The 24,141-nt window shown below is 68.2% G+C and carries 23 protein-coding genes and 1 riboswitch; of the genes, 8 read left to right on the top strand and 15 right to left on the bottom strand.

Going from position 1 to position 24,141, the window contains the following annotated elements; all coding sequences use genetic code 11:
- Nucleotides 1-75: 75 nt before the first annotated feature.
- The 6 genes from LG334_RS07705 to alaS all read right to left on the bottom strand — a co-directional run bounded on the left by LG334_RS07705 (nt 76) and on the right by alaS (nt 8,714).
- Nucleotides 76-273 carry a hypothetical protein gene (locus LG334_RS07705; protein WP_404384887.1) on the bottom strand — a complete coding sequence of 66 codons (198 nt, stop codon included), beginning with the start codon at nt 271-273 and terminating at the stop codon, nt 76-78.
- Nucleotides 274-656: 383 nt separating this feature from the next.
- The gene (locus LG334_RS07700) at nt 657-2,288 is read right to left on the bottom strand and encodes an alpha-D-glucose phosphate-specific phosphoglucomutase (protein WP_404384885.1); all 1,632 of its coding nucleotides are present in this window, start codon (nt 2,286-2,288) and stop codon (nt 657-659) included.
- Between the two features lie 113 nt (nt 2,289-2,401).
- The gene (locus tag LG334_RS07695) at nt 2,402-3,733 is read right to left on the bottom strand and encodes a UDP-glucose dehydrogenase family protein (protein ID WP_404384883.1); all 1,332 of its coding nucleotides are present in this window, start codon (nt 3,731-3,733) and stop codon (nt 2,402-2,404) included.
- A gap of 65 nt (nt 3,734-3,798) precedes the next feature.
- Complete coding sequence (locus LG334_RS07690; RefSeq protein WP_404384881.1) at nt 3,799-4,767, bottom strand: UTP--glucose-1-phosphate uridylyltransferase; 969 nt, start codon at nt 4,765-4,767, stop codon at nt 3,799-3,801.
- Between the two features lie 365 nt (nt 4,768-5,132).
- Nucleotides 5,133-5,486: a phasin family protein gene (locus LG334_RS07685; RefSeq protein WP_404384879.1), complete on the bottom strand. Its 354-nt coding sequence runs from the start codon at nt 5,484-5,486 to the stop codon at nt 5,133-5,135.
- Nucleotides 5,487-6,044: 558 nt separating this feature from the next.
- The gene (alaS, locus tag LG334_RS07680) at nt 6,045-8,714 is read right to left on the bottom strand and encodes an alanine--tRNA ligase (RefSeq protein ID WP_404384877.1); all 2,670 of its coding nucleotides are present in this window, start codon (nt 8,712-8,714) and stop codon (nt 6,045-6,047) included.
- A gap of 266 nt (nt 8,715-8,980) precedes the next feature.
- Here alaS and LG334_RS07675 point away from each other — a divergent pair, with 266 nt between their 5' ends.
- Both LG334_RS07675 and LG334_RS07670 read left to right on the top strand, forming a co-directional pair.
- Entirely contained in the window at nt 8,981-9,427 is a 447-nt protein-coding gene (locus tag LG334_RS07675) for a hypothetical protein (protein WP_404384875.1), read from the top strand.
- 101 nt (nt 9,428-9,528) lie between these two features.
- Complete coding sequence (locus tag LG334_RS07670) at nt 9,529-10,563, top strand: YeeE/YedE thiosulfate transporter family protein (RefSeq protein WP_404384873.1); 1,035 nt, start codon at nt 9,529-9,531, stop codon at nt 10,561-10,563.
- A gap of 93 nt (nt 10,564-10,656) precedes the next feature.
- Here LG334_RS07670 and recA read toward each other — a convergent pair whose 3' ends face one another.
- From recA to flgB, 8 genes are all read right to left on the bottom strand, one after another.
- The gene (recA, locus tag LG334_RS07665) at nt 10,657-11,745 is read right to left on the bottom strand and encodes a recombinase RecA (protein ID WP_404384871.1); all 1,089 of its coding nucleotides are present in this window, start codon (nt 11,743-11,745) and stop codon (nt 10,657-10,659) included.
- Nucleotides 11,746-11,896: 151 nt separating this feature from the next.
- A complete protein-coding gene (locus LG334_RS07660) occupies nt 11,897-14,458 on the bottom strand; it encodes an ATP-binding protein (RefSeq protein WP_404386325.1) in 2,562 nt (853 codons plus the stop codon).
- Nucleotides 14,445-15,557, bottom strand: coding sequence for a flagellar biosynthesis protein FlhB (gene flhB / locus LG334_RS07655; RefSeq protein ID WP_404384869.1), 1,113 nt, complete (start codon nt 15,555-15,557; stop codon nt 14,445-14,447). Before flhB ends, LG334_RS07660 begins: the two co-directional genes overlap by 14 nt.
- Nucleotides 15,558-15,561: 4 nt before the next feature.
- Nucleotides 15,562-16,338: a flagellar biosynthetic protein FliR gene (gene fliR, locus LG334_RS07650; RefSeq protein ID WP_404384867.1), complete on the bottom strand. Its 777-nt coding sequence runs from the start codon at nt 16,336-16,338 to the stop codon at nt 15,562-15,564.
- A 62-nt stretch (nt 16,339-16,400) separates the two neighbouring features.
- Entirely contained in the window at nt 16,401-16,670 is a 270-nt protein-coding gene (gene fliQ, locus LG334_RS07645) for a flagellar biosynthesis protein FliQ (protein WP_404384865.1), read from the bottom strand.
- Nucleotides 16,671-16,724: 54 nt separating this feature from the next.
- Nucleotides 16,725-17,042, bottom strand: coding sequence for a flagellar hook-basal body complex protein FliE (locus tag LG334_RS07640; protein ID WP_404384863.1), 318 nt, complete (start codon nt 17,040-17,042; stop codon nt 16,725-16,727).
- A 57-nt stretch (nt 17,043-17,099) separates the two neighbouring features.
- Entirely contained in the window at nt 17,100-17,510 is a 411-nt protein-coding gene (gene flgC, locus LG334_RS07635) for a flagellar basal body rod protein FlgC (protein ID WP_009542585.1), read from the bottom strand.
- A 30-nt stretch (nt 17,511-17,540) separates the two neighbouring features.
- Complete coding sequence (gene flgB / locus LG334_RS07630) at nt 17,541-17,948, bottom strand: flagellar basal body rod protein FlgB (protein ID WP_404384861.1); 408 nt, start codon at nt 17,946-17,948, stop codon at nt 17,541-17,543.
- 204 nt (nt 17,949-18,152) lie between these two features.
- On the opposite strand from flgB, the gene LG334_RS07625 reads away from it, so the two are divergent.
- The 6 genes from LG334_RS07625 to thiC all read left to right on the top strand — a co-directional run bounded on the left by LG334_RS07625 (nt 18,153) and on the right by thiC (nt 23,316).
- Nucleotides 18,153-18,494: an EscU/YscU/HrcU family type III secretion system export apparatus switch protein gene (locus LG334_RS07625; RefSeq protein WP_404384859.1), complete on the top strand. Its 342-nt coding sequence runs from the start codon at nt 18,153-18,155 to the stop codon at nt 18,492-18,494.
- Nucleotides 18,491-18,883 (top strand): hypothetical protein, encoded by a 393-nt coding sequence (locus tag LG334_RS07620; protein WP_404384857.1) that lies wholly within the window; start codon nt 18,491-18,493, stop codon nt 18,881-18,883. Before LG334_RS07625 ends, LG334_RS07620 begins: the two co-directional genes overlap by 4 nt.
- Nucleotides 18,884-18,968: 85 nt before the next feature.
- Nucleotides 18,969-19,352 (top strand): flagellar biosynthetic protein FliO, encoded by a 384-nt coding sequence (locus tag LG334_RS07615; protein ID WP_404384855.1) that lies wholly within the window; start codon nt 18,969-18,971, stop codon nt 19,350-19,352.
- Entirely contained in the window at nt 19,349-20,113 is a 765-nt protein-coding gene (gene fliP / locus LG334_RS07610) for a flagellar type III secretion system pore protein FliP (protein WP_404384853.1), read from the top strand. Before LG334_RS07615 ends, fliP begins: the two co-directional genes overlap by 4 nt.
- 81 nt (nt 20,114-20,194) lie before the next feature.
- The gene (locus LG334_RS07605) at nt 20,195-21,208 is read left to right on the top strand and encodes a YeiH family protein (RefSeq protein WP_404384851.1); all 1,014 of its coding nucleotides are present in this window, start codon (nt 20,195-20,197) and stop codon (nt 21,206-21,208) included.
- Nucleotides 21,209-21,275: 67 nt separating this feature from the next.
- A riboswitch (TPP riboswitch) is annotated at nt 21,276-21,399 on the top strand.
- Between the two features lie 105 nt (nt 21,400-21,504).
- Nucleotides 21,505-23,316, top strand: a complete 1,812-nt coding sequence (gene thiC, locus LG334_RS07600; RefSeq protein ID WP_404384849.1) for a phosphomethylpyrimidine synthase ThiC — start codon at nt 21,505-21,507, stop codon at nt 23,314-23,316.
- Nucleotides 23,317-23,562: 246 nt separating this feature from the next.
- On the opposite strand, the gene LG334_RS07595 is transcribed toward thiC, so the two are convergent.
- On the bottom strand, nt 23,563-24,099 hold the full coding sequence (locus LG334_RS07595) for a peptidoglycan-binding protein (protein WP_404384847.1): 537 nt from the start codon (nt 24,097-24,099) through the stop codon (nt 23,563-23,565).
- Nucleotides 24,100-24,141: the final 42 nt, after the last annotated feature.

Below are 24,141 nucleotides of genomic sequence, written 5' to 3'. Positions count from 1 at the left end.
GGTAAGCGCGCGGGTCCGGCTTGGATCGCGGCTGCGCGACTGCTACGACAGTCGCATCGCGGTCACTGAAAAGTTTCAGTGCAAATGACGCGAGAGGCACTCTTCCTGGTGCTGCGCATCGGCGATGGCGATGGCGATTTCGCGGTGGCGAACGACCGCGATTACGTCTCCGCCCATGGTGGTGACGCGGTATCCAAGGATCGCCCCGTCGGGACCGGTGGCAGGGGCGACCATGATGTCGGCGGCTGTGTAGAGAACTGAGTCGAACGGCATGACGCGAAACCCCAAGAACGTGACTGAGGCCTTGATAGCACGGTGGGTTCCATCGCCGTGACAAAAAAGTGAGTTCATTGGGGCATTCTTTAGTCTAGGTGATGGTTTTACCCCGTTTGATATGTTTCTACCACCGTTCCTGCCTACCTCCTCTTGCGTAAAACTGATCCCTCTACACAGGTTCTTGCACAGATTTATCCACAGATCGCAAAATCTTGGGTCGGCGGGCAGGAAATGGGTTGTCGTAGAGCCTTGGTCGCACGCCATCCGGCGATCGGCTCCGACGCGCCGGATTAAGCCGAGTCGCATGAAAAACACCCCCGTCGGCGACCGACGGGGTGTTTGGCGAGTCGGTTCGACTCGGGCCGGGCAACGGCCTGGGGTCAGGTGATGACGGTGGGCGCGTCGCGGCCGACCTTGCCGGGAATGTCAGCGATTTCCTTGGACAAGGCGATCAGGTCGGCCAGGGCCTCCTGCGTGTCACCCTCGTGCTTCGCCGCATCAGGCTCGTACCGCTCGATGTAGACGCGCAAGGTGGCGCCGGCGGTGCCGGTGCCCGACAGGCGGTAGACGATGCGCGCGCCGTCCTCGAACCCGATGCGGATGCCCTGCTTCTCCGCGACCGAACCGTCCACCGGGTCGGTGTAGGCGAAATCATCGGCCAGCGCGACGGTGCGCCCGCCCAGCGTGGCGCCCGCGAGGCCGGCGAGCTTGCCGCGCAGGGTGTTCATCAGGTCTTCCGCCGCCGTGCTCTCCAGGCCCTCGTAGTCGTGGCGGGAATAGAACGTGCGGCCGTATTCCGCCCAGTGGGCGCGCAGGATGTCGGCCACGCCTTCCTTCCGCACGGCCAGCACATTCAGCCACAACAGCACCGCCCACAGGCCGTCCTTCTCCCGCACATGGTCGGAGCCCGTGCCGAAGCTCTCCTCGCCGCACAGCGTCACCTTGCCGGCGTCCAGCAGGTTGCCGAAGAACTTCCAGCCCGTCGGCGTCTCGTAGGCGGCGATGCCCATCTTCTCGGCCACCCGGTCGGCCGCGCGGCTGGTGGGCATGGAGCGCGCCACACCCGCCACGCCCTTGGCATAGCCGGGTGCCAGATGCGCGTTGGCGGTCAGGATCGCCAGGCTGTCGGAGGGCGTGACGTAGGTGTGCGGCCCCAGGATCATGTTTCGGTCGCCGTCCCCGTCGGACGCCGCGCCCAGGTCCGGCGCGTCGGCGCCGTACATGATCTCTACCAGTTCCTTGGCGTGGACCAGGTTGGGGTCGGGGTGCCCGCCGCCGAAATCCTCCAGCGGCTCGCCGTTCATCACGGTGCCCGCCGGCGCGCCGAGGCGGTTCTCCAGGATTTCGCGGGCATAGGGGCCGGTGACGGCGTGCATGGCGTCGAACCGCATGCGGAAGCCGTTCTGGACCATCGCGCGAATGGCGTTAAAGTCGAACAGCTTTTCCATCAGCGCGGCGTAGTCGGCCACCGGGTCGATGACCTCCACCACCATGTCGCCCAGGCGCTGCTCGCCGCGCGCATCAAGGTCCAGGTCGTCGGCGTCCAGGATGCGGTACTCGGTGATCTGCTGCGTGCGGGCGTGGATGGCGTTGGTCACCTTCTCGGGCGCCGGTCCGCCGGCAGAGACATTGTACTTGATGCCGAAGTCCTCGTCCGGACCGCCCGGATTGTGGCTGGCCGACAGGACGATGCCGCCAAAGGCCCCGTGTTCGCGGATGACGCAGGACACCGCGGGCGTGGACAGGATGCCCCCCTGCCCCACCTTGACCCGGCCGAAGCCGTTGGCGGCGGCCATCTTCAGGATGGTCTGCACGGCGGTGCGGTTGTAGAACCGGCCGTCGCCGCCGACCACCAGCGTCTTGCCCGCAAACCCCTCCAGGCTGTCGAAAATGGACTGGACGAAGTTCTCCAGGTAATTCGGCTGCCGGAAGACGGACACCTTCTTGCGCAGGCCCGAAGTGCCGGGCTTCTGGCCATCGAAGGGCGTGGTGGCGACGGTCTTGACGGACATGGAACATCCTCCACGGTCGGGGTGGATGACGGGTGACGCGGCGGCAGACAGCCTGCCGCCCGTTCGTTCAACGCGCGAAAAGGGGCCGCGGGACGCGGCCCCGGCAGGCAGGATCAGGCCTCGACCTTGCGGCCGTAGGGCCAGGGGCGGCCGACGGAGGAATAGGTGAAGCCGGCTTCGGCCATCATCTCGGGCTCGTAGATGTTGCGCAGGTCGACCATCACCGGCGCGGCCATCAGGCGCTTCACGCGCTCAAGGTCCAGCGAGCGGAACTCGTTCCACTCGGTCAGGATCGCCAGCACGTCGGCCCCTTCCATGGTGTCGTAGGCGTTGTCGCAGTAGGTGATGCCGTCCAGCAGCTTTTTCGCCTCATCCATGCTCTCGGGGTCGAAGGCGCGCACCTCCGCGCCGGCCTCCAGAAGGGCGGGAAGAATGTCCAGCGCCGGGGCATCGCGCATGTCGTCGGTATTGGGCTTGAAGGCCAGACCCAGGACGGCGACGGTCTTGCCCGCCAGGCTGCCGGCGGCGGCGGCGATGATGCGCTCGGCCATGGCCTTCTTGCGCTTGGCGTTGATGTCGACCACCGTCTCGATGATGCGCAGCGGGCTGTCCAGGTCACGCGCGGTGCGCACCAGCGCCAGCGTGTCCTTGGGGAAGCACGATCCGCCGTAGCCCGGACCGGGGTGCAGGAACTTGCGCCCGATGCGGTTGTCCAGCCCGATGCCCTTGGCCACGTCATGGACGTCGGCGCCGGCCTTCTCGCACAGGTCGGCGATCTCGTTGATGAAGGTGATCTTGGCCGCCAGGAAGGTGTTGGCGGCGTACTTGATCATCTCCGACGTTTCCAGGTTGGTGAACAGGATCGGCGTCTCGATCAGGTACAGCACCCGGTACAGGCCGCGCATCACCTCGCGCGCACGGTCGGTCTCGGCGCCGATCACCACGCGGTCGGGCCGCATGAAGTCGTTGATGGCCGACCCTTCGCGCAGGAACTCGGGGTTGGAGACGACGTCGAACTCGGCATCCGGGCGGGTGGCCCGGATGATCTTCTCCACCTCGCGGCCCGTGCCGACGGGAACCGTCGACTTGGTGACCACCACGGTGTAGCCGTCCATGGCGCGCGCGATCTCTTCCGCCGCCCCGTAGACGTAGGACAGGTCGGCATGGCCGTCGCCGCGGCGCGAGGGCGTGCCGACGGCGATGAACACCGCGTCGGCGCCCGTCACGGCTTCGGCCAGTTCGGTGGTGAACTCAAGGCGGCCGGCGGCGACGTTGGACGCCACCAGCTTGTCCAGGCCCGGTTCATAGATGGGAATCTCGCCGCGCTTGAGCCGTTCGATCTTGCTCTCGTCCTTGTCGACGCAGGTGACGGTGACGCCGAATTCGGAGAAACAGGCACCCGACACCAGGCCGACGTAGCCGGTGCCGATCATGGCAATGCGCATCGCGATCCTTCCTTCCTGACCGGACTGGGCGGCGGCCGGAAACGCGGCCGCCGCCGGGAGTATGATTACTTCTTGGGCTCGGCCGGCACGGCCACCGGCTCTTCACCGCCGGCCCCCGTGCCGCCGCCCGACGCCGGCGCGGCCTTGCCCGCCTCGAGGTCGGCGCAGAACGACTTCAGCACGTCGGCCACCTGGCTGCCCATATCCGCGCGGTTCAGCGCGTAGGCGATGTTCGCCTTCAGGAACCCGACCTTGTCGCCGCAGTCGTAGCGCGTGCCGTCGAACCGCAGGCCGTGGAACGGCATCTTGCCGATGGTGGCGTTCATGGCGTCGGTGAGCTGGATTTCGCCGCCCGACCCCGCACCCTGCGTCTCCAGCGCGTCGAACACGCGCGGGTCCAGCACGTAGCGGCCGATGATCGCCAGCCGCGACGGCGCGTCGGCCGGCTTGGGCTTCTCAACCAGCCCGCTGGCGCGGGCCAGCTTGCCGTCGTCGAAGTCGACGTCCAGGATGCCGTACTTGTTGGTCTGGTCGGCGGGCACTTCCTCCACGGCGACCACATTGCCGCCGACGCGCGCCTGCGCCTCGATCAACTGGCCGATGCAGGGCTTGTCGTCGGCCAGCACCATGTCATCGGGCAGCACCACGGCGAACGGCTCGTCGCCCACGAAAGCCCGCGCGCAAAGCACGGCGTGACCCAGGCCGAGCGGCGCCTGCTGGCGCGTGGCATAGACGGTGCCGGCGGGCGGCATGGACGACAGCAGGGCGTCCAACTCGCTGGTCTTGTTCTTCTCCCGCAGCAGGTCCTCAAGCTCGGGCACATGGTCGAAGTGCGCCATGATGGAGGACTTGCCACGGCCGGTGACGAAGATGAAATGCTCGATCCCCGCCTCGCGGCACTCGTCCATGGCGTATTGGATCAGCGGCCGGTCGACGACCGGCAGCATTTCCTTGGGCACGAGCTTGGTGGCGGGGAGGAAGCGGGTGCCGAGGCCCGCAACGGGAAACACGGCTTTCTTGACGGGTCGCACCATGGCGGAAAACACCTATTGCATTGCCGAAAAAATAACCGTGGAAGAACGATCCAGCCGCACCCGGGGTTGACGGAAAACACCCGCCCCGCGCGCGCCGGCTGCCCCCAGTGTAACCGCTTGGACGCATTGCGGAAGCGGTTGCATGAGCGGGCCGGCAAGAATTGACGTTTTGTGCCATGACCGCCACGGACTTGCAACGCGCCATTCGTGACGGTTTGGGGGCATTCCGTGGCATCGTGAGCGCGCAAAAGAAAACCGGCGCCACCCCCAAACAGGGTGACGCCGGTTCCGTCATTCGGTCGCCTGCCGGGCGACGTGCGAAGGAGGCCCCCGTCTCCGCACGTTGTCCCGGCCGGTCGCGCGCTTTACGCGGCGGCCTTGGTGGCGGCGTCGAAAGCGGTCTTGTAGCGGGCCGAGATCGGCTCGACAGCCGACTTCACCACGGTGGCCGACAGTTCGGACAGCTTGGTGGTCTCGGAGACCATGTTCTCCCAGTTTTCCTTGGCCAGCTTGGTCTGCAGCTGGACCATCTCGGCCGGGGTCTTGCAGGTCGCGAAGGCCTGGCTGGCCTCGATGGCGCTCTCGAAGGAGCGGCCGGCGAAGCCGAAGCTTTCCTTGGCGATCTGCTCGAAGCCGTTCGCCAGGGTGGTGCCGGACTTCACGAAAGCGTCCAGGCTGTCCTTGTTGAACTGCATCAGGGTTTCAAAGTTCTTCTGCATGAGAGTGTCTCCCGAGTTCTGTGGTCGCTATCAGCGCGGTGCGAGGTCGTCACGTTCACTGGGTGTCGGGCCGTGCGACCCTTTCGCTTGCGCTGGGACGCACACCCTCGCGCCCCGTGCTGCGTTGCAACATGACCCTAAGATAGTCAGCCTGGGAGAAATGTCAAAGGGATTTTTTGTGCGCTGCACAAAAACCCGCGGAACAAACCCAAGCCTCTGATGTTGTGGATTTTTCCGGCGGGGTCCTTGAGGCGGCGCGGCAGCCGGCGTCATGATTCCGCAATGCAGCATCCGCCGGGAGCACGGCCCCTTTTGATCTTCGCGGCGGTAAAGCCTCCCCGGATTTCGGCGGCTCGACCGGCGAATGCGCGTCGGCAGAATGGCACGCATGGGCGTGTATACAAGGACGATTTGGACATATGATGAAATGTTAAACGGTCCGGCCGCGCCGCGTTTAACATTGCCGCACACCCGGCCACGAAAACGGGGCGCCCCCTCCAGGGACGCCCCGCGTCGGTCGTCGACAGCCGACGGCGATTCGACCCGCGCCTCTGCCGATCAGGCGGCCACCGTCTCGCCCAGCGCCGCCTCGATGGCGGCCAGGGCGGCCTCGGCCTTGTCGCCGTCCGGGCCGCCCGCCTGGGCCATGTCCGGACGGCCGCCGCCGCCCTTGCCGCCGACGGCGGCCGAGCCGGCGCGCACCAGGTCCACGGCCGATACCTTGCCCTTCAGGTCGTCGGTCACGCCGACAACCAGCGACGCCTTGCCCTCGGTCACCGCCACCAGCGCGACGACGGCGGAGCCCAGCTGGGTCTTCATCTCGTCGACCATGCCCTTCAGCTCCTTGGCGGGCACGTCCTGAAGCACCCGGCCCGAGAACGGAATGCCGCCCACTTCCTTGATGGCCGGACCCGCCGAGGCGCCGCCGCCCGTGCCGCCCATGGCGATCTTCTTGCGCAGGTCGGCGACCTCGCGCTCCAGGCGCTTGCGGTCCTCGACCAGCGCGTTGATGCGGTTAGTCAGGTCGCTCGGCGAGGCGCGCAGGGCTTCCGCCGCGCCGGCCAGGATCATGTCGTGCTGGCGCACGTAGTCCAGCGCCCCGACGCCGGTCACGGCCTCGATGCGGCGCAGGCCCGAGCCGACCGCGCCCTCGCCGATGATTTTCAGGAAGCCGATGTCGCCCGTGCGCTTGACGTGGGTGCCGCCGCACAGTTCGGTGGAGAAGTGGGTATCGCACTCGGCGTCGCCGCCCATGGAGACGACCCGCACCTCATCGCCGTACTTCTCGCCGAACAGCGCCATGGCGCCGGCCTCGATGGCGCTTTCCGGGTCCATGAGGCGGGTGGTCACCGGCGCGTTGGCGCGGATGGCGGCGTTGACCTCGTCCTCGATCTCGCGGATTTCGTCGGCCGACAGTGCCTTGGGATGGCTGATGTCGAAGCGCAGACGCTCGGGCGCGACCAGCGAGCCCTTCTGCGTCACATGGTCGCCCAGCGTGCGGCGCAGCGCCGCGTGCAGCAGGTGGGTGGCTGAGTGGTTGGCGCGGATGGCGTCGCGGCGGGTGACGTCCACGGCAAACGACGCCAGGTCGCCGACAGCCACCTCGCCGTCTTCCACCGTGCCGATGTGGACGGTCATGTCGCCCAGCTTCTTCTGGGCGTCGGTGACGCGCACGCGGCCCTTGCCGGCCACCGTGATGACGCCGGTGTCGCCGATCTGGCCGCCGCTCTCGCCGTAGAAGGGGCTTTGGTTGGCGATTAGGGAGACCTCGTCGCCCTTCTTCGCCGTGTCCGTCGGTTCGCCGCCGACGACCAGCGCGGTCACCTGGCCCTCGGCCTGTTCGGCGGAGTAGCCCAGGAACTCGGTGGCGCCGACCTTCTCGCGCAGTTCGAACCAGACCTTCTCCGTCACCGCCTCGCCCGAGCCGGACCACGCCTTGCGGGCCTCGGCGCGCTGACGCTCCATGGCGGCGTTGAAGCCTTCCGTGTCCACCGCGATGCCGCGCGCGCGCAGGGCGTCCTGCGTCAGGTCCAGTGGGAAGCCGTAGGTGTCGTAGAGCTTGAAGGCCACGTCGCCCGACAGGGTGCCGCCCTTGGCGAGGCCGGCGGCCTCGTCCTCCAGCAGCTTCAGGCCGCGGTCGAGCATGGACTTGAAGCGGCTTTCCTCCAGCTTCAGAGTCTCGGTGATGAGCGCCCCGGCGCGGTCCAGTTCAGGGAAGGCGTCGGACATCTCGCCCTGCAGCGACGGCACCAGCTTATACAGCAGCGGGTCGTCGCAGCCCATCATGTGGGCATGGCGCATGGCGCGGCGCATGATGCGTCGCAGCACGTAGCCGCGCCCCTCGTTGGACGGCAGCACGCCGTCGGCAATGAGGAAGCAGGCCGAGCGCAGGTGGTCGGCGATGACGCGGTGGCTGACCTTGTGCGCCCCTTCCGGATCGGTGCCGGCGGCCTTGGCCGTCGCGTCGATCAGGTTGCGCATCAGGTCGATGTCGTAGTTGTCGTGCTTGCCCTGCAGCACGGCCGCCAGGCGCTCCAGCCCCATGCCGGTGTCGATGGAGGGCTTGGGCAGGTCGACGCGCTCGTTGGCCGAGAGCTGCTCGAACTGCATGAACACGAGGTTCCAGATCTCGATGAAGCGGTCGCCGTCCTCGTCCGGGCTGCCCGGGGGGCCGCCGGGGATGGACGGACCGTGGTCGTAGAAGATTTCCGAGCACGGACCGCAGGGGCCGGTGTCGCCCATCATCCAGAAATTGTCGGACGTCGGGATGCGGATGATCTTCTCGTCCGGCAGGCCGGCGATCTTGCGCCACAGCGTGGCCGCGTCCTCGTCGGAGGAATGCACGGTGACCAGCAGCTTGTCGGCGGGCAGGCCGTATTCCTTGGTGATCAGGTCCCAGGCCAGCTTGATGGCCTCGTCCTTGAAGTAGTCACCGAAGGAGAAGTTGCCCAGCATCTCGAAGAAGGTGTGGTGGCGGGCAGTGTAGCCGACGTTGTCCAGGTCGTTGTGCTTGCCGCCGGCGCGCACGCACTTCTGCGAGGTCGTGGCGCGGGAATACGGCCGCTGCTCCTGCCCCGTGAAGACGTTCTTGAACTGCACCATGCCGGCGTTGGTGAACATCAACGTCGGGTCGTTGCGCGGCACGAGCGGGCTCGAGGGCACGATCTCGTGCCCATTGGCGGCGAAGAAGTCGAGGAAGGTCTTGCGGATGTCTTTCGCGGTCTGCATTCGTCGTCACCAATGCCGCCCGGCCCCTGATCGTGCGGGCCTCCGGCGGTTGCCTGAGGGAATCCAAGTGCCTCGCGCGGGCGAAGCCGTTCCGGCTTTCTAATACGGAGACCCGGCCAAGTCCAGCACGGCCCCGCGCACGGCGGATCAAGGGATATGGGACGCCGCCGCCGCGGGCTCAAGCGGCGTACGCGATCGGCGGGAACCAAAGGCGGGGCGCCATCCGTTTCACGGCCAAGCCAATGCCCAATGCACGGAGGCCGTATATGAGCCAGGACGTCTATGAACTGATGCGCCGCGACCACGCCTTCATCCTCGCCGGGATCGAGCAGATCCTGGAGCACACCAACGGCGACACGGCGCGCCGGGTGAAGCACTTCCGCGACGTCAAGCAGACGTTCGACACCCTGCAGAACTTCGAGGAGCAGGAGTTCTATCCCGCCGCCCGCCGCGCCACCGGGCTGGATGCCGAGATCGACGACGATATGGAGGCGCTCGACGAGGCGCGCGGCATCCTCGCCTCCATGGACGGACTGTCGCCGGAAAGCAGCGAATTCATGGAAGCCGCGCAGCGCCTGCACGCCAACTTCCGCTGGCACGCCAACCACGAGGAACGCGCCCTGTGGAACCAGGCGAAGGAGAAACTGCCGCACGAGACGGTGCAGAAGCTCGGTGACGAATACGCCCGCCGCAAGGGACTGCCGCTGACCTGAACCCCGCCGCGCCGTCTTGCGGTTGCTCCAGTCCCACCCCTCGGTGCCCGCTCACCGAGGGGTGAACTGCATCGGGCGCGCGGGCGCGGCATACTGGCCGCATGACGATACCGGCATGGCTCCTCTATCCGGCCCTGGCGATGCTGGCGGCGGGGCTCGGCTTTTCCGCCCACCGCGCCGGACTTTGCACCGTCCGCGCGGTGAGCGAGATCACCACCACCCGCCGCGCTCACATGCTGGCCAGCTTCTTCAAGAGCGCCGCCTGGGTGCTGGTGATCGCCACGCCCATGGTCTGGCTGGCGCCGGCCGTGGCGCCCCTGTCCATCGTCTGGCCGACGCTGGGCACGCTGCTGGGTGGCATTCTTTTCGGCGCGGGGGCGGCGGTCAACAACGGGTGCGCCATCTCCACCCTGACCCGACTCGGCAGCGGCGATGCCGGATACGGGCTGACCCTGGCGGGGCTCGGCCTTGGCGCGGCCCTTGCCGCCCTGGCCCCTGCACCGCCCGAGCCGCCGACCGGCGCCAGCCCGTTGGCCGACCGCGCGCCCTGGACCGTCGCCCTCTGGGCCGCGGCACTCGCGTGGGCGGCGTGGGAGGCACGGAGGTTGTTCCGCACGCGGCGGCGCGGTCTGACGGCGCGGGAACACCTGCTGTCCGACCGCATGCGCCTGTCCGTGGCGGCCCTGCTGATCGGCGCCGCCAACGCGCTGCTCTGCGCCGTCGTCGGTGCCTGGGCCTACACGGGATTGGTGGTGGACGCCACGGACTGGCTGACCGCCGCCGCGAGTCACCCGCCGGACACTGTGCGCGCCGGACTGCTGGTGGCGCTGATGGCCGGCGTTACGGCCTCCGCCGTGGCGCGCGGCAGCTTCCGCTGGCGGACCCGGCCCTCTGCCGCCTGGCTGCGCCACCTGGGCGGCGGCATCCTCATGGGCGTGGGCATCGCGGTGGTGCCCGGTGGCAATGACGCCATCCTCATGCACGCCCTGCCGGCGCTGTCGCCGCATGCCTTGCCCGCCTACGGCACCATGCTTGCAGGGGTGGCGGCGGGGATCGCGCTTGTGGGGCGCCTGCTGGGTGCGCGCGAAGGCGTACGCTGCGGCGGCGATGTCTGCGACCGCGTGATCGAGCAATAGACGCGCCGGGAGGCCTTCGCCGGGCACGCTGCCCTCACCCAGACTGCCAATCGGGCCGGAGCAGCTTGCCGCTCCGGCCCGACTTCTGTCTGCTTACTCGGTCGCCGCGGCGTCCGTGCTTTCGTCGAGGCCGCCGGGGCCTGACTGCATCTCGTCCTCCAGAAGACCGGCGTTGGTGCGGATCGCCTTTTCGATCTCGGCCGCCGTCTCCGGGTTTTCCTTCAGATAGTTCTTGGCGTTCTCGCGGCCCTGGCCGATGCGGGTGGAGTTGTAGGAGAACCAACTGCCCGATTTCTCGACAATGCCGGCCTTCACACCCAGGTCCAGCAGTTCGCCGGTCTTGGAGACGCCTTCGCCGTACATGATGTCGAACTCGACCTGCTTGAACGGCGGCGCCACCTTGTTCTTCACCACCTTCACGCGGGTCTGGTTGCCCACCACCTCGTCGCGGTCCTTGATGGCGCCGATGCGGCGGATCTCCATACGGACCGAGCTGTAGAACTTCAGCGCGTTGCCGCCCGTGGTGGTCTCGGGATTGCCGAACATGACGCCGATCTTCATGCGGATCTGGTTGATGAAGATCACCATCGTCTTCGACCGCGACACCGAGCCGGTCAGCTTGCGCAGCGCCTGGCTCATCAGGCGGGCCTGCAGGCCGACGTGACTGTCGCCCATCTCGCCCTCAAGCTCGGCGCGGGGCACCAGCGCGGCGACGGAGTCGATGACCAGCACGTCGACGGCGCCCGAGCGCACCAGCGTGTCGGCGATTTCCAGCGCCTGCTCGCCGGCGTCGGGCTGGGAGATCAGCAGCTCGTCCAGGTTGACGCCCAGCTTGCGGGCATACACCGGGTCCAGCGCGTGCTCGGCATCGACGAAGGCGCAGGCACCGCCCTTCTTCTGGGCTTCCGCCACCACGTGCAGGGCGAGCGTGGTCTTGCCCGAGCTTTCGGGGCCGTAGATCTCGATGATGCGGCCCTTGGGCAGGCCGCCGATGCCCAGCGCCAGATCCAGGCCCAGCGAGCCGGTGGAGATGGCCTCGACGTCGATGACCGTCTCGCGCTGCCCCAAGCGCATGATCGACCCCTTGCCGAAAGCCCGTTCGATCTGGCTGACGGCGGCGTCCAGAGCTTTCTGCTTGTCCATGGAATCCTTCTCGACGAGGCGAAGTGCGGTCTCTGACATCTGAAGCCCCCTTATCCCACAGGTGTGCGTGGCGGTGCAACGCCGTTCCTGGGCTTCACTGTACGCAGTTTGTTCACCCCCGCAAGGGAAAAGAGAACAAAATGCGAAAACAACCCGACGCGGGCAGAAAAAGGGGCTTCAGGACAACCACTTAGCCGTTCAGAACCTCCCTCACCCGCCCCGCCAGCTGGGCCAGGTTGAAGGGCTTGGGCAGGAAGTGGACGTCGCGCGAATCCACCAGGTCGCCGCGCGCCACTTCCTCGGAATAGCCGGAGATGAGGATCACCTTGATCTCGGGCCGCTCCACCCGCACCAGCCGCGCCAGGGTGGCGCCGTCCATGCCGGGCATGACCATGTCGGTGATCAGCAGGTCGATGTCGGGCTCGTCGCGCAGGATGTCGAGCGCGCCCTCGCCGGTGCGGGCCTCCAGCACCGTGTACCCCTTGTTGCGCAGCGCCCGGATGGCGAAGACGCGCACCGCATCCTCGTCCTCCACCAGCAGGATGCGGCCCGACCCGCCCAGCGCCGCCGGGCCCTCCTCCGGCGCCGGCGGGACAGCCTCTTCCACCGGCACCGGCGGGGGCGGCGCCGTCGGGACCGGCAGGTCGGCGTCGTCGATGTCTTCCAGCGAGTCGAAGTCCGGCGGCGGCACGAAACCGTCCTCTTCCGCCGCCTCCAGCGTCGCCTCCGCGGCGTCGGCAGGGCCGGCCGGGGTGATGGGCGCCTCGTTCTGGCCCGTCTCGGGGTCGTGGCGCGGCAGCCAGATGGTGAAGGTCGCGCCCGCGCCGGGCTCGCTGTCGACGAAGATGTAGCCGTCGGTCTGGCGCACGATGCCGTAGACCGTGGACAGGCCCAGCCCAGTGCCGGCGCCCGTCACGCCCACCTTGGTGGAGAAGAAGGGCTCGAAGATGCGGCCGATGTAGTCCTGCGGGATGCCCGTACCGGTATCCGACACCACGATTTCCACGTAGCGGCCGGGCGGAATGTCCTCTGCCCCCTTCTTGCGGGCTTCGGTGATGTGGACGACGCCGGTGCGGATGGTGAGGGCGCCGCCGCCCGGCATGGCGTCGCGGGCGTTGACGGCCAGGTTGATGATGACCTGGTCGAACTGGCCCGGGTCCACGCGCACCAGCCCCAGGTCGCGCCCGTGGACGATGGACAGCGTCACGTGCTCGCCCAGCAGCCGGCGCAGAAGGTGCGACAGTTCCGACAGCGCGTCGGTGGCATTCAGCAGCTTGGGCATGAGCGGCTGGCGGCGCGAAAAGGCCAGAAGCTGGCGCACCAGGTTGGCGGCGCGGTTGGCGTTCTGCTTGATCTGCATGATGTCGGCGAAACTGGGATCGCCGGCCCCGTGGCGCTGCAGGAGCAGGTCGCAGAAGCCGATCATGGCCGTCAGCAGGTTGTTGAAGTCGTGCGCCACGCCGCCGGCAAGCTGGCCCATGGCCTGCATCTTCTGGGCCTGGGCGAACTGCATCTCCAGGCTTTTCTGCTCGGTGGCGTCGACGGCATGCACCAGGAAGCCTGTCACGCCCTCGCCTTCCCCGCCGAGCGCCGCGACGGCCAGCGAGCACACCCGCGCCCGCGCCGCGTCATCGCCCAGGCGCACGTCGAGCGCCGCCGACGCCCCGCCGCCGGCACTGCCGAGCGCCAGGCGGGCGAGCAGGGCCTCAAGCGCCTCGCGGTCGTCCTCCAGCAGCAGGTCGGCGAGCGGCCGGTCTGTCAGGTCGCCGCGCGGCTGCCCCACCAGCCGGGCGAAGGCACCGTTGACGGCCTCCACGCACCCGGTCTCGTCCAGCACGACCAACGCGGTCGGCGCCCGTTCGAACAGCCGGCGGAACGACGCCTCGCCATGCTCTCCCATGCCGCCGGGGCCGGAGAGCGACGGCGGCGCCACGTCGTCCAGCCGAAGGACGGCGGTGCGCGTGCGCGTCTCGCCGCCGTCGTCGTACAGGTCCTGCGCGACGAAGGCCGGCAGCGGACGACCGTCGCGGGCGCGGAAGGCGACGACGCCGCGCCAGGTGCCGTCCCACTCCGGGCCGCCGCCCTCGTGCAGCAGGTCGGCAAGCGCGGCGCCCGTCAACTCCGATGGTGTCCAGCCCAGCCATTCGGCGAAGCGCTGGTTGACGCTGCGCAGGCGGCCGTCGATGTCGGCGGAGTAGACGCCCACCGGCAGGAAATACAGGAAGTCCGACAGATGGTCGCGGTCGCGGCGCAGCACGTCGTCGATGGCGCGCCGGGCGGTGACGTCCTCGGCCCGCCACAAGACCGCGTCCGCCGGAAGCCCGCCGTGGCCGCCGGGCAGCGCGGCGACGGCCGGGGAAACCGCCACGCGCAGCCACTCCACGCCTGCGGCCCCGTTGGCCGCCAGCGGCACGTCCAGCACCTCGTTCCCGCCGGCCTCCACCGCCGCGCGCAGGCGGGAGAACGCCTCCGCCGCCTCCTCGTCCTCGGCCGGCAGACGCCGGGACAGTTCGGCCAGCGGGGTTTCCGCAGCCCATCGCCGGCGCGCCGGCGCATTGGCGGCCAGCACCGTGCCGTCGCGCCGCATCACCAGGCGCGGCACCTCCTCGCCGTCCAGCAGCGCCGCCTCGGCCGCACGGCGCCGCCGGGCCTCGGGCCGCCGCAGCCGGTTTCGGACCAGCACGACGCCCAGCGCCGCCAGCGGCAGGGCGGCGCCCGCCGCCAGCCAGGCCAGTGCCTCAGCGGTGACCATCAGGGGCACGGGGAGGGAGAGGGGCACGCTTGGGCGGGTCCTTCTGCTTGAGCTTCATGACGTAGCCGATGACCTCGGCCACCGCCTTGTAGTGTTCCTGCGGGATTTCGTCGTCGATTTCCACCGCCTTGTACAAGGCCCGGGCCAGCGGCGGGTTTTCGACGATGGGCACGTCGTTCTCGTCGGCGATCTCGCGGATCTTGAGCGCGATCAGGTCCTGGCCCTTGGCGACCACGGTCGGCGCCCCCATGGTTTCCATCTCGTACTTCAGCGCGACGGCGAAGTGGGTCGGGTTCGTGACCACCACGCTGGCCTCGGGCACGGCGGCCATCATGCGCTGTTTGGAGCGCTGGGCGCGAAGCTGGCGGATCTTGCTCTTGACCTGGGGGTCGCCCTCCTGGTCCTTGAACTCGTCCTTCAGCTCCTGCTTGGACATCTTGAGCTGGTTCTTGTGCTGGTGGACCTGCCAGGCGAAATCCGCCGCCGCCAACAGCAGGACGGCGATGACCACGGCGGCCAGCAACAGCACGATCATGTCGTGGGCGTGGTCGAGCGTCACAATCAGCGGCGCGTCGGACATCTGCGGCGGGCTGCGCATGAACGGGATGACGGCGATGGTGGCGACGAACATCACCACGACGATCTTGAAGAGGGACTTCAGGAACTCCATCAGCGAGTTGGCCGAGAAGATGCGCTTGAAGCCCTTCACCACGCTGAGTTCGCTGATCTTCGGTTCAAGCTTCTTGGGCGTGAAGCGCAGCCCCACCTGGAACGTCGTCCCGATGACCGACAGCACCAGCAGCAGCGCCAGCGGCGCCGCCAGATAGAAGCCCACGTCCAGCATCAGTTGGCCGAACAGGTGGCGCACGCCCGTCGGGCTCAGGTCGATGACAGCGAAGTGCTCCATGTAGCCCTTCATGGTGTCGCGCAGACCGCCCATGACCCAGGGGCCCAACAGCCACACGATGATCAGCGCGCCGGCCAGCATGAAGAAGTTGCGCACTTCCTGCGAGACGGCGATCTGGCCTTCCTCGGCGGCCTTTTCGAGCCGGCGTTCCGTCGGCTCTTCTGTTTTGGAGTCCTTGTCTTCGTCGGCCATGGGCCTACCCCCCAAATCCCGGCAGAAACGCCGCGAAGCGGGTCTCGAAGAACCGCATGAACACCAGCATCATGGCCGGCAGCGCCACCGCCAGCACCACCAGCCCGACCATGATCTGCAACGGCAGCGCGATGAAGAACACGTTCATCTGCGGCGACAGGCGGCTGAGCAGGCCCATGCCGACCTGGAACGTCAGGTTGAACACCAGGAACGGCGAGGCGATCTGCAGGCCGATCTGAAAGGCGTCGTCCAGGCCCTGCGTCAGCACGTTCACCACGTCGGCCAGAATGAAGCTGTCGCCGCCCGGCGTGAACATGGCATAGCTGGACACTAGCGCCTGGATCATCAGGTGGTGGATCTCAAGCGCGAACAGCAGCACCAGCGCCACCAGCGTGAGAAAACTGATCACCATGGCGCCCTGGGACTCGGTGACCGGGTCGAACACCATCGCATTCATCAGGCCCGCGTCGCGACCTATGGAGGTGCCCGCCACCGTCAGCGCCGCCATGAGGAACTGGGCGAACAGACCTATGAACAGGCCGATCAGCACCTCGTGCACGAGAAGAACCAGCATCTGCACGGTGCCCTCGGGCATGGCCGGCAGCACGGGCAGCACCACCGGCGCCACCACCAGCGTCAGCAGCAGCGCGATGGCCAGCCGCGTCTTCCGGTTGACGTAGGTGGCCGAGAACCCCGGCAGGAACATGAACATCGCCCCCAGCCGGGCGAACACCAGCATGAAGGCGAAGATGTTGGTGACCAGGAATTCGTCGAGGGTCATGCGCGGCCGGTTCCCTGCGCCGGACCGCCGCAAGCCCCTGCCGGGCCCGCGGCGGCGCGGCGCTAATTCTGGATGCTGACCACGTTGTCCATCATGCGCAGCCAGAACTCGTCGATCTGGTGGATCATGAAGGGCAGGAAGAACAGGATCGACAGGAAGACCAGCAGAATCTTCGGCACGAAGGTCAGCGTCATCTCCTGGATGTGCGTCAGCGTCTGGATCAGCGAGATCAGCACGCCGACGGCCAAGCCGACGAGCAGCACGGGGCCGGCGATCTTGACCAGCACCCAGATGCCGTCGCGCGCGATGTCGATGATAAGGGCTTCATTCATAGGCTTAACCGGCCCGATGCCGGACCCACCCGCCGGCCTTGTGCGGCCGCCGGATCAGATCGGCATCTTGAGGATTTCCTGGTAGGCGGTCATGACACGGTCGCGCACGGTGGTCACCGTGTCCAGCGCCAGTTCGGCGTTGGAGACGGCCAGCACCACGTCGCGGATGTCGGCCTCGCCGTTGATGGCCTTCATCTGCATGTGCTCTGCCTCGGTCCCCAGGTCGCGGGCCTCGCGCAGGCTGTCGCGCACCATGTTGGCGAAGCTGGCGCCGGCGCCCGAATCCTGCGCCGGCCGCGCGGCGTCGGGATTGGTGACCGCCTTGGCGGCCTGGTTGTAGGCGTTGATGGCGTTGGAAAAGCTGACGGCCATGGGTCTGCACTCACTGGTTCATGCACAAGGGCGGAAGACGCGCGCGATCGCGGCGGATCAGCGCAGCAGGTCCCGCGTGCGGCTGAGCATCTGCTTGGACACCTGAAGGACGTTCATGTTCGCCTCGTAGGACCGCTGCGCCTCGCGCATGTCCATCAGTTCCACGAGCGGGTTGACGTTCGGGGTCAGCACGTAGCCCTGTTCGTCGGCGGCCGGGTGAGCGGGATCGTACTTCCGGCCGAACGCGCTCATGTCGTACTCGGCGCGTTTGACCACCGGCTTCACGGCGTCCATCTCGCGGTCCATGACGTCCTTGAAGTGCACCAGCTTGCGCCGGTACGGATCGCCGCCGGGCTGGTTGGACAGCGTGTTCTGGTTGGCCAGGTTCTCCGAGATCACGCGCAGGCGCTTGGCCTGGGCCTTCATGCCGGCCGACGCGATGCTGGAGGTCTTGGAAAGGTCATCCATCGTGGATCATCCCGCTATGACGGCCGCCGCTCAGCGCTGCTTGCCGAGCGCCGTCTTGAGCATGCTGACATTCTTCTTGAACAGGTTCAGCGCCAGTTCGTACTGGCCCTTGTTGCTGCCCACCTTTTCCATCTGTTCTTCGAGCACGACGCGGTTGCCGTCGATGCTTTCCTCGAAGGTCTTGGGCGTCTCGTCCCGGAAGGGGCCGCGCTCGGGCAGGGTGCCGGTGTGGTGGGCCGGATGGGTCCGGGCGGTCGGCACCGAGGGGCGCATGACCTTCTCGATCTCGCGGCCGAAGTCCAGGTCCTTCAGGTCGCGCGCCTTGTATTCCGGCGTGTTGGCGTTGGCGATGTTCTGGGCCAGGATCTTCTGGCGCTGCGAGAGCCAGTCCATCTTGGTCTTGGTCATGTCGAACAGCGTCAGGTTACGCAGGTCCATGGAATATCCCCTCGGCCTCGGCGGCTTTTCACCGGTATGGGAGCATAGTGCCTCCACCCCCTTTAAGGAACGGTAAATCAGACCGCACACCGAGGGCGGCGGCGCACCGTCACCACGCCCCGATCATGGCGCAAATTCTTTCATTCTTTCTTAAAACCGGCGGCGGCATTCTGCGCCGGCGCGCATTCCTGCCGGACGGAGCCCATGGCCGAGGACCCTCACGCACCCGGCGCCCGCCGCCGCCCCCAGCGGGCCCAGGCGGTGGCCCTGGACTGGAACCCGGACACCGACGCCGTGCCCAAGGTGGTCGCCTCGGGCACCGGATCGGTGGCCGAGCAGATCCTCAACCTGGCGTTCGCCAACGGCGTGCGGGTGCGCGAGGACGCGGACCTGGTGCAGATCCTGGGCGCGCTGGACGTCGACATGGAGATCCCGACCGAGGCCTATGCCGCGGTCGCCGAGATCCTGGTCTACGTCTACCGCGCCAACGGCCAGGAGCTGCCCCTGCCGCCCGATTCGTTTCCCGACGCGGAGACACGTTCGTGACCGATACCCCCGCCCCGTCCCTCGATTCCATCCGCCTGGAACTGGACAAGGCCGCCTCGGTGGTCGCCACGGCCGCGCGGCTGTCGGCGCAGGGCCGCACAGTCGACCTGAGCGCGCTGGAGGGCAAGGTGGCCGGCGCCTGCCGGGCCATCGCCGGGCTCCCGCGCGAGGAGGCCCGCACCCTGCTGCCGACGCTGGACGCCCTGCTGGCCGCGCTGGATGCGCTGGAGGGCGACCTGAAGACCCACTTCGCCGCCGGGCTGGGCGGCGCGACCTCCGGCGGGGCCGCCGCGCCGCGCGCCGCCGCGGCCTACGGTCGCAACCAGCCGCCTTCTCCGCCGCCGCCGGCCGCCGGTGCCGGCTCCGATCGACCCGACGACGGCGGCTGACCCACCACCAGTGCTTGCACCCGCCGCGCCAGACGCTATTCTTCCGCGCCATGCCCGCCCGCGTGGCGGCCGACCCGCGAGAGCCATGGACCCCGAGCTGATCTTCCGCTTCTTCATCGCCCTGTCGGTGGTCATCGGCCTCGTGCTGCTGGCCGGCGCCCTGGCGCGCCGCTTCGGGCTGATGCCCGGCGCCTCCACCAGCCTGCGGGGCCGCGGCCGCGCCGCCCGGCGGCTTGAGGTGGTGGAGGTGCGCCCCGTCGACCCCAGGCGCCGCCTAGTGCTGGTGCGCCGCGACGACCGCGAGCACCTGCTGCTCATCGGCGGGTCCGACGATCTGGTGGTGGAGCGCGGCATCATGCCGCCCGCGCCGCCGCCCGGCGAGACCGCCGGGGACGCACTACCCGCGGGGCCCGGTCCGCAGGGCATGCCGCAGGACACGCAAGACCAAGACAAGGACGCCTCCCGATGACCCGCCGCCGCCTGTTCCACCTGGGCCTCGTGGCCGCGCTGTTCGGCGCGGTGGCGGCGGTGCTCATGGGCCTGCCTCAGGAGGCGCTGGCCCAGTCGGTGACGCTGGACCTGGGCGACGACAACGGCTCGACCACCAAGCGCATCGTGCAGCTTGTGCTGCTGATCACCGTCATCACGGTCGCGCCATCGATCCTGCTGATGGTCACCAGCTTCACGCGCATCGTGGTGGTGTTCTCCATCCTGCGCGTCGCCATGGGCACCAACACCACGCCGCCCAATATGGTGCTGGTCAGCCTGGCGATGTTCCTGACCTTCTTCATCATGCAGCCGACGTTCGAGGAAGCCTGGGACACCGCGGTGGTGCCCATGGTCAACGAGCAGATCGACGAGTTCGAGGCCTTCGACCGCGCCACCAAACCGTTCCACGACTTCATGATGCGTCAGGTGCGCGAGCGCGACCTGGAGCTGATGGTCAACATCGCGGGCGTCGAGGAACCCGCCACGCCCGAGGCCACGCCCCTGCGCGTGCTGGTGCCGGCCTTCATGATTTCCGAGCTGCGCCGCGCGTTCGAAATCGGGTTCCTGCTCTATGTCCCCTTCATCGTCATCGACATGGTGGTGGCGTCGGTGCTGATGTCCATGGGCATGATGATGCTGCCGCCCATGATGCTCGCCCTGCCGTTCAAGCTGATCTTCTTCGTGCTTGTCGACGGCTGGTACGTTCTGGTGGGATCGCTGGTGCAGAGCTTCGGGGGATAGCGCCCGCGCGTCGGCATCCCCCTGGGGCTGAAGCGGCGCTGCCGTGTTGCGCATGCCGACTGCTTATTTCATATTCCCCTAATGAACGAGACCCGCGCCATCACCGCCCGCACCCTTGATCCGCTGCGCGCCGCCCTTCCGGGACTCGCCCTGGCCGCCGTCATTGCGGCGGTGGCGATGGCGGTGCGCGCCCTGCCGGGCATGGCGACGGTGAGCCCGCTGATCCTGGCGATCGTCATCGGCATTGGCCTGCGGAACATCTTCGGCCTGCCCGCCGTGCTGGTGCCGGGCATCAAGGCCAGCCTGAAGCGCGTGCTGCGCGCCGGTATCGTGCTGCTGGGCCTGCAACTGACGCTGGGCCAGGTGATCGCCGTCGGCGGGCCGGGGCTGCTGGTGGTCGTCGCAACGCTGGCGGCGACCTTCGTCTTCACCCTGTGGCTCGGCCGGGTGCTTGGCGTGGACCGGCCGCTGACCGAGTTGATGGCCACCGGCACCAGCGTCTGCGGTGCCTCTGCCGTCATCGCCGCCAACACGGTGTCCGAGGGTTCGGACGAGGACGTGGCCTATGCCGTGGCCGCCGTCACCGTCTTCGGCTCCATCGCCATGCTCACCTATCCCTGGCTTGCCGAGGTGCTGGGTCTGAAGCCGCTGGTCTACGGTCTGTGGACCGGCGCCACCGTGCACGAGGTCGCCCAGGTGGTGGCCGCCGGCTTCCAGGGTGGCACCGAGGCCGGCGAACTGTCGACCATCGTCAAGCTGTCGCGCGTGGTGCTGCTGGCGCCCGTGGTGATCGTGCTCGGCCTCATGGCGGCGCGGCGGCACGGGGCATCGAAGAGGGGAAAGGCGCCGGCGCCGTGGTTCGTGGCGGGCTTCCTGCTGATGATCGGCATCAACAGCGCCGACCTTCTCCCCGTCCAGGCCCGCGCGCCGCTGGTGGCCGCCACGCCCTTCCTGCTCGCCATGGGCATGGCCGCCATGGGCCTTGAGACCGACGTCCGCCGCTTGGCCGCCAAGGGCCTGCGGCCGCTGGCGCTGGGCGCCGGCTCCACCCTGTTCATTGCCGCCGCCGGACTGGCCCTGGTGAGCCTCCTGTAGCAGGGGCCCGGTTTTCCGCGCCTGACCAACGACATGTTGACGGGCGCCCGCTTCCAGCGCACCATCGCCGTGTTTCCAGGGGAGCCCCGGCAAAGGGGCTGAGAGTCCGCTGATCCGTTCATTCGGAGCCGCGGAGACCCTTCGAACCTGATCCGGTTTGGACCGGCGTAGGGAGGAAGGCCGACGCGCGCATTTCAGCCGTCGTCACCCACGGGCGATCCATCTCGCCCGCACCCCATCCCCAAGCGCACCACGAACCGGATCTCCTGACGAGGCATCGCAAGGAGATCTGACCCATGCCCGATACCCAGGCAGACGCATTCCGCGTTTCCACCGGCCCCCTGCCCTCCAGCCGCAAGGTCTACGTGCCCGGCACGCGGCACCCCGACATCCGCGTCGCCCAGCGCGAGATCGACCTGGAGCCCGGCTGCGGCGAGGCGCCGGTCGCCGTCTACGACAGTTCCGGCCCCTACACCGACCCCGCCGTCGCCATCGACATCCGCCAGGGCCTGGCGCCGCTCCGCGCCGGGTGGATCAGCGCCCGCGGGGACGTCGAGGCCGTACCCGGCCGCGCGCTCAAGCCCGAGGACAACGGCCGCCGCCCCGGCGCCGCGTCCTCCACCCCCGCCTTCGACCGCACCGGCCGCACCGTGCTGAAGGCCAGGGCCGGGCGCGCGGTCACGCAGCTTGCCTATGCGCGCGCGGGCATCGTGACGCCCGAGATGGAATACGTCGCCATCCGCGAGAACCTGGGCCGCCACGCGCTGGCGGAAAAGATGGAGCGCGACGGCGAAAGCTTCGGCGCCGCCATCCCCGATCACGTCACGCCGGAATTCGTGCGCGACGAGATCGCCCGCGGCCGGGCGATCCTGCCGGCCAACATCAACCACCCGGAGACCGAACCGATGATCATCGGGCGGAACTTCCTGGTGAAGATCAACGCCAACATCGGCAACTCCGCCGTCACCTCCTCGGTCGCCGAGGAAGTGGACAAGATGGTGTGGTCCATCCGCTGGGGCGCCGACACGGTGATGGACCTCTCCACCGGCACCGACATCCACGACACCCGCGAGTGGATTCTGCGCAACAGCCCCGTGCCGATCGGCACCGTGCCGCTCTATCAGGCGCTGGAAAAGGTGCAGGGCCGCGCCGAAGCCCTGACATGGGAGGTCTTCCGCGACACGCTGATCGAGCAGGCGGAACAGGGCGTGGACTACTTCACCATCCACGCCGGCCTGCGGCTGGCCCACATTCCGCTGACGGCGCGGCGGGTGACGGGCATCGTCTCGCGCGGCGGGTCGATCATGGCGACCTGGTGCCTGGCGCATCACCGCGAAAGCTTCCTGTACGAGCGCTTCGCCGAGATCTGCGAAATCTGCCGCGCCTACGACATCGCCCTGTCGCTGGGCGACGGCCTGCGCCCGGGCTGCCTGGCCGACGCCAACGACGCCGCCCAGTTCGCCGAGCTGGAAACCCTGGGCGAGCTGACGAAAATCGCCTGGGACCACGACGTGCAGGTGATGATCGAGGGGCCGGGCCATGTGCCCATGCACAAGATCAAGGAGAACATGGACAAGCAGCTGGCGCTCTGCGGCGAGGCGCCGTTCTACACGCTGGGCCCGCTGGTCACCGACATCGCGCCGGGCTACGACCACATTACCAGCGGCATCGGCGCGGCCATGATCGGCTGGTTCGGCACGTCCATGCTCTGCTATGTGACGCCCAAGGAACACCTGGGCCTGCCCGACCGCGACGACGTGAAGGTGGGCGTGGTGACCTACAAGATCGCCGCCCACGCCGCCGATCTCGCCAAGGGCCACCCCGCCGCGCGCCTGCGCGACGACGCTTTGTCGCGCGCCCGCTTCGAGTTCCGCTGGCGCGACCAGTTCCGCCTGGCGCTGGACCCGGAAACGGCGGAACGGTTCCACGACCAGACCCTGCCGGCCGAAGGCGCCAAGCAGGCGCATTTTTGCTCCATGTGCGGACCGAAGTTCTGCTCCATGAAGCTGTCCCACGACCTGCGCGCCATGGCCGACGCCGAGGACGGCATGGCGCAGATGTCGGAGAAGTTCCGCGAGGAAGGGGGGCGGTTGTACGTGAAGGAGTAACGCGCGAAGGGCCGGCGCATGCAAGGCGCCGGCCCTTCCGTGAGCGCTGCGCGCTCGGGGCTGCCGCCACCGTGCGCTCCTCGCGCGTTCCGCGCGACACACCGCTTGGAGGGCGCAGCTCTCCAAACCACCCAGTTTCTGCGAAGTTGGAGCAGTGCACAGCCCTACTCACAGAAAACTGGAGGGCTCGGGAGGCTGCGCCTCCCGATCGGGGGCTCCGGGGGCAGATGCCCCCGGAAGCGTCCGTCACTGCGCCAACGGTTCGTCGCCCGTCGCGTCGGTATCGGGCGACTGCATGACGGGCTCGTCACCCGCGCCAGTCTCCGGCTTCTCCTCGGGGATTTCCGCCTGTTGGCTGCCGGAGACTTCGATATCGACACCCAGGCTGGCGATGGTGCGCTGGTCCAGTTCGCCGGAGGGCGCGAGCCCCTCGTCGCGCTGATAGGCGCTCAGGGCCTGGGCGGTGCTGTCGCCCCAAATGCCGTCGACCTCGATGTCTGCGCCGGCATCCTTCAGCGCCTGCTGAAGCCGGCGGACTTCGTCTTCGCTCAGGTTCTCGCCGGACATCCCGGCCGCCTCCCCGCCCTGCTGCATGGCAGCGGCCTGCCCCGGCTCGCCCTGCTGCCGGGTTTGCATGTCTGGCTGCGCCTGGGTCTCCGTCTGCATCTGCGTGCCGGTGGCGGAGGATTGCGTGTCGGTCTTCATGCCGGTCCCTTCGGCCAGAGCCGGAAGGGACAGCGCGGTGCCGGCCGCGAGCGCGGCGGCAATGGCAAGCTTTTTCATGGGACGTATCCTCGTCTGGAATGAACCACCCCAATAACGAGG

Origin of the sequence: Caenispirillum salinarum (assembly GCF_044803115.1) — a bacterium.
Lineage (GTDB): Bacteria > Pseudomonadota > Alphaproteobacteria > Rhodospirillales > Rhodospirillaceae > Caenispirillum > Caenispirillum salinarum_A.
This window is presented reverse-complemented; position numbering and strand designations above follow the sequence as displayed.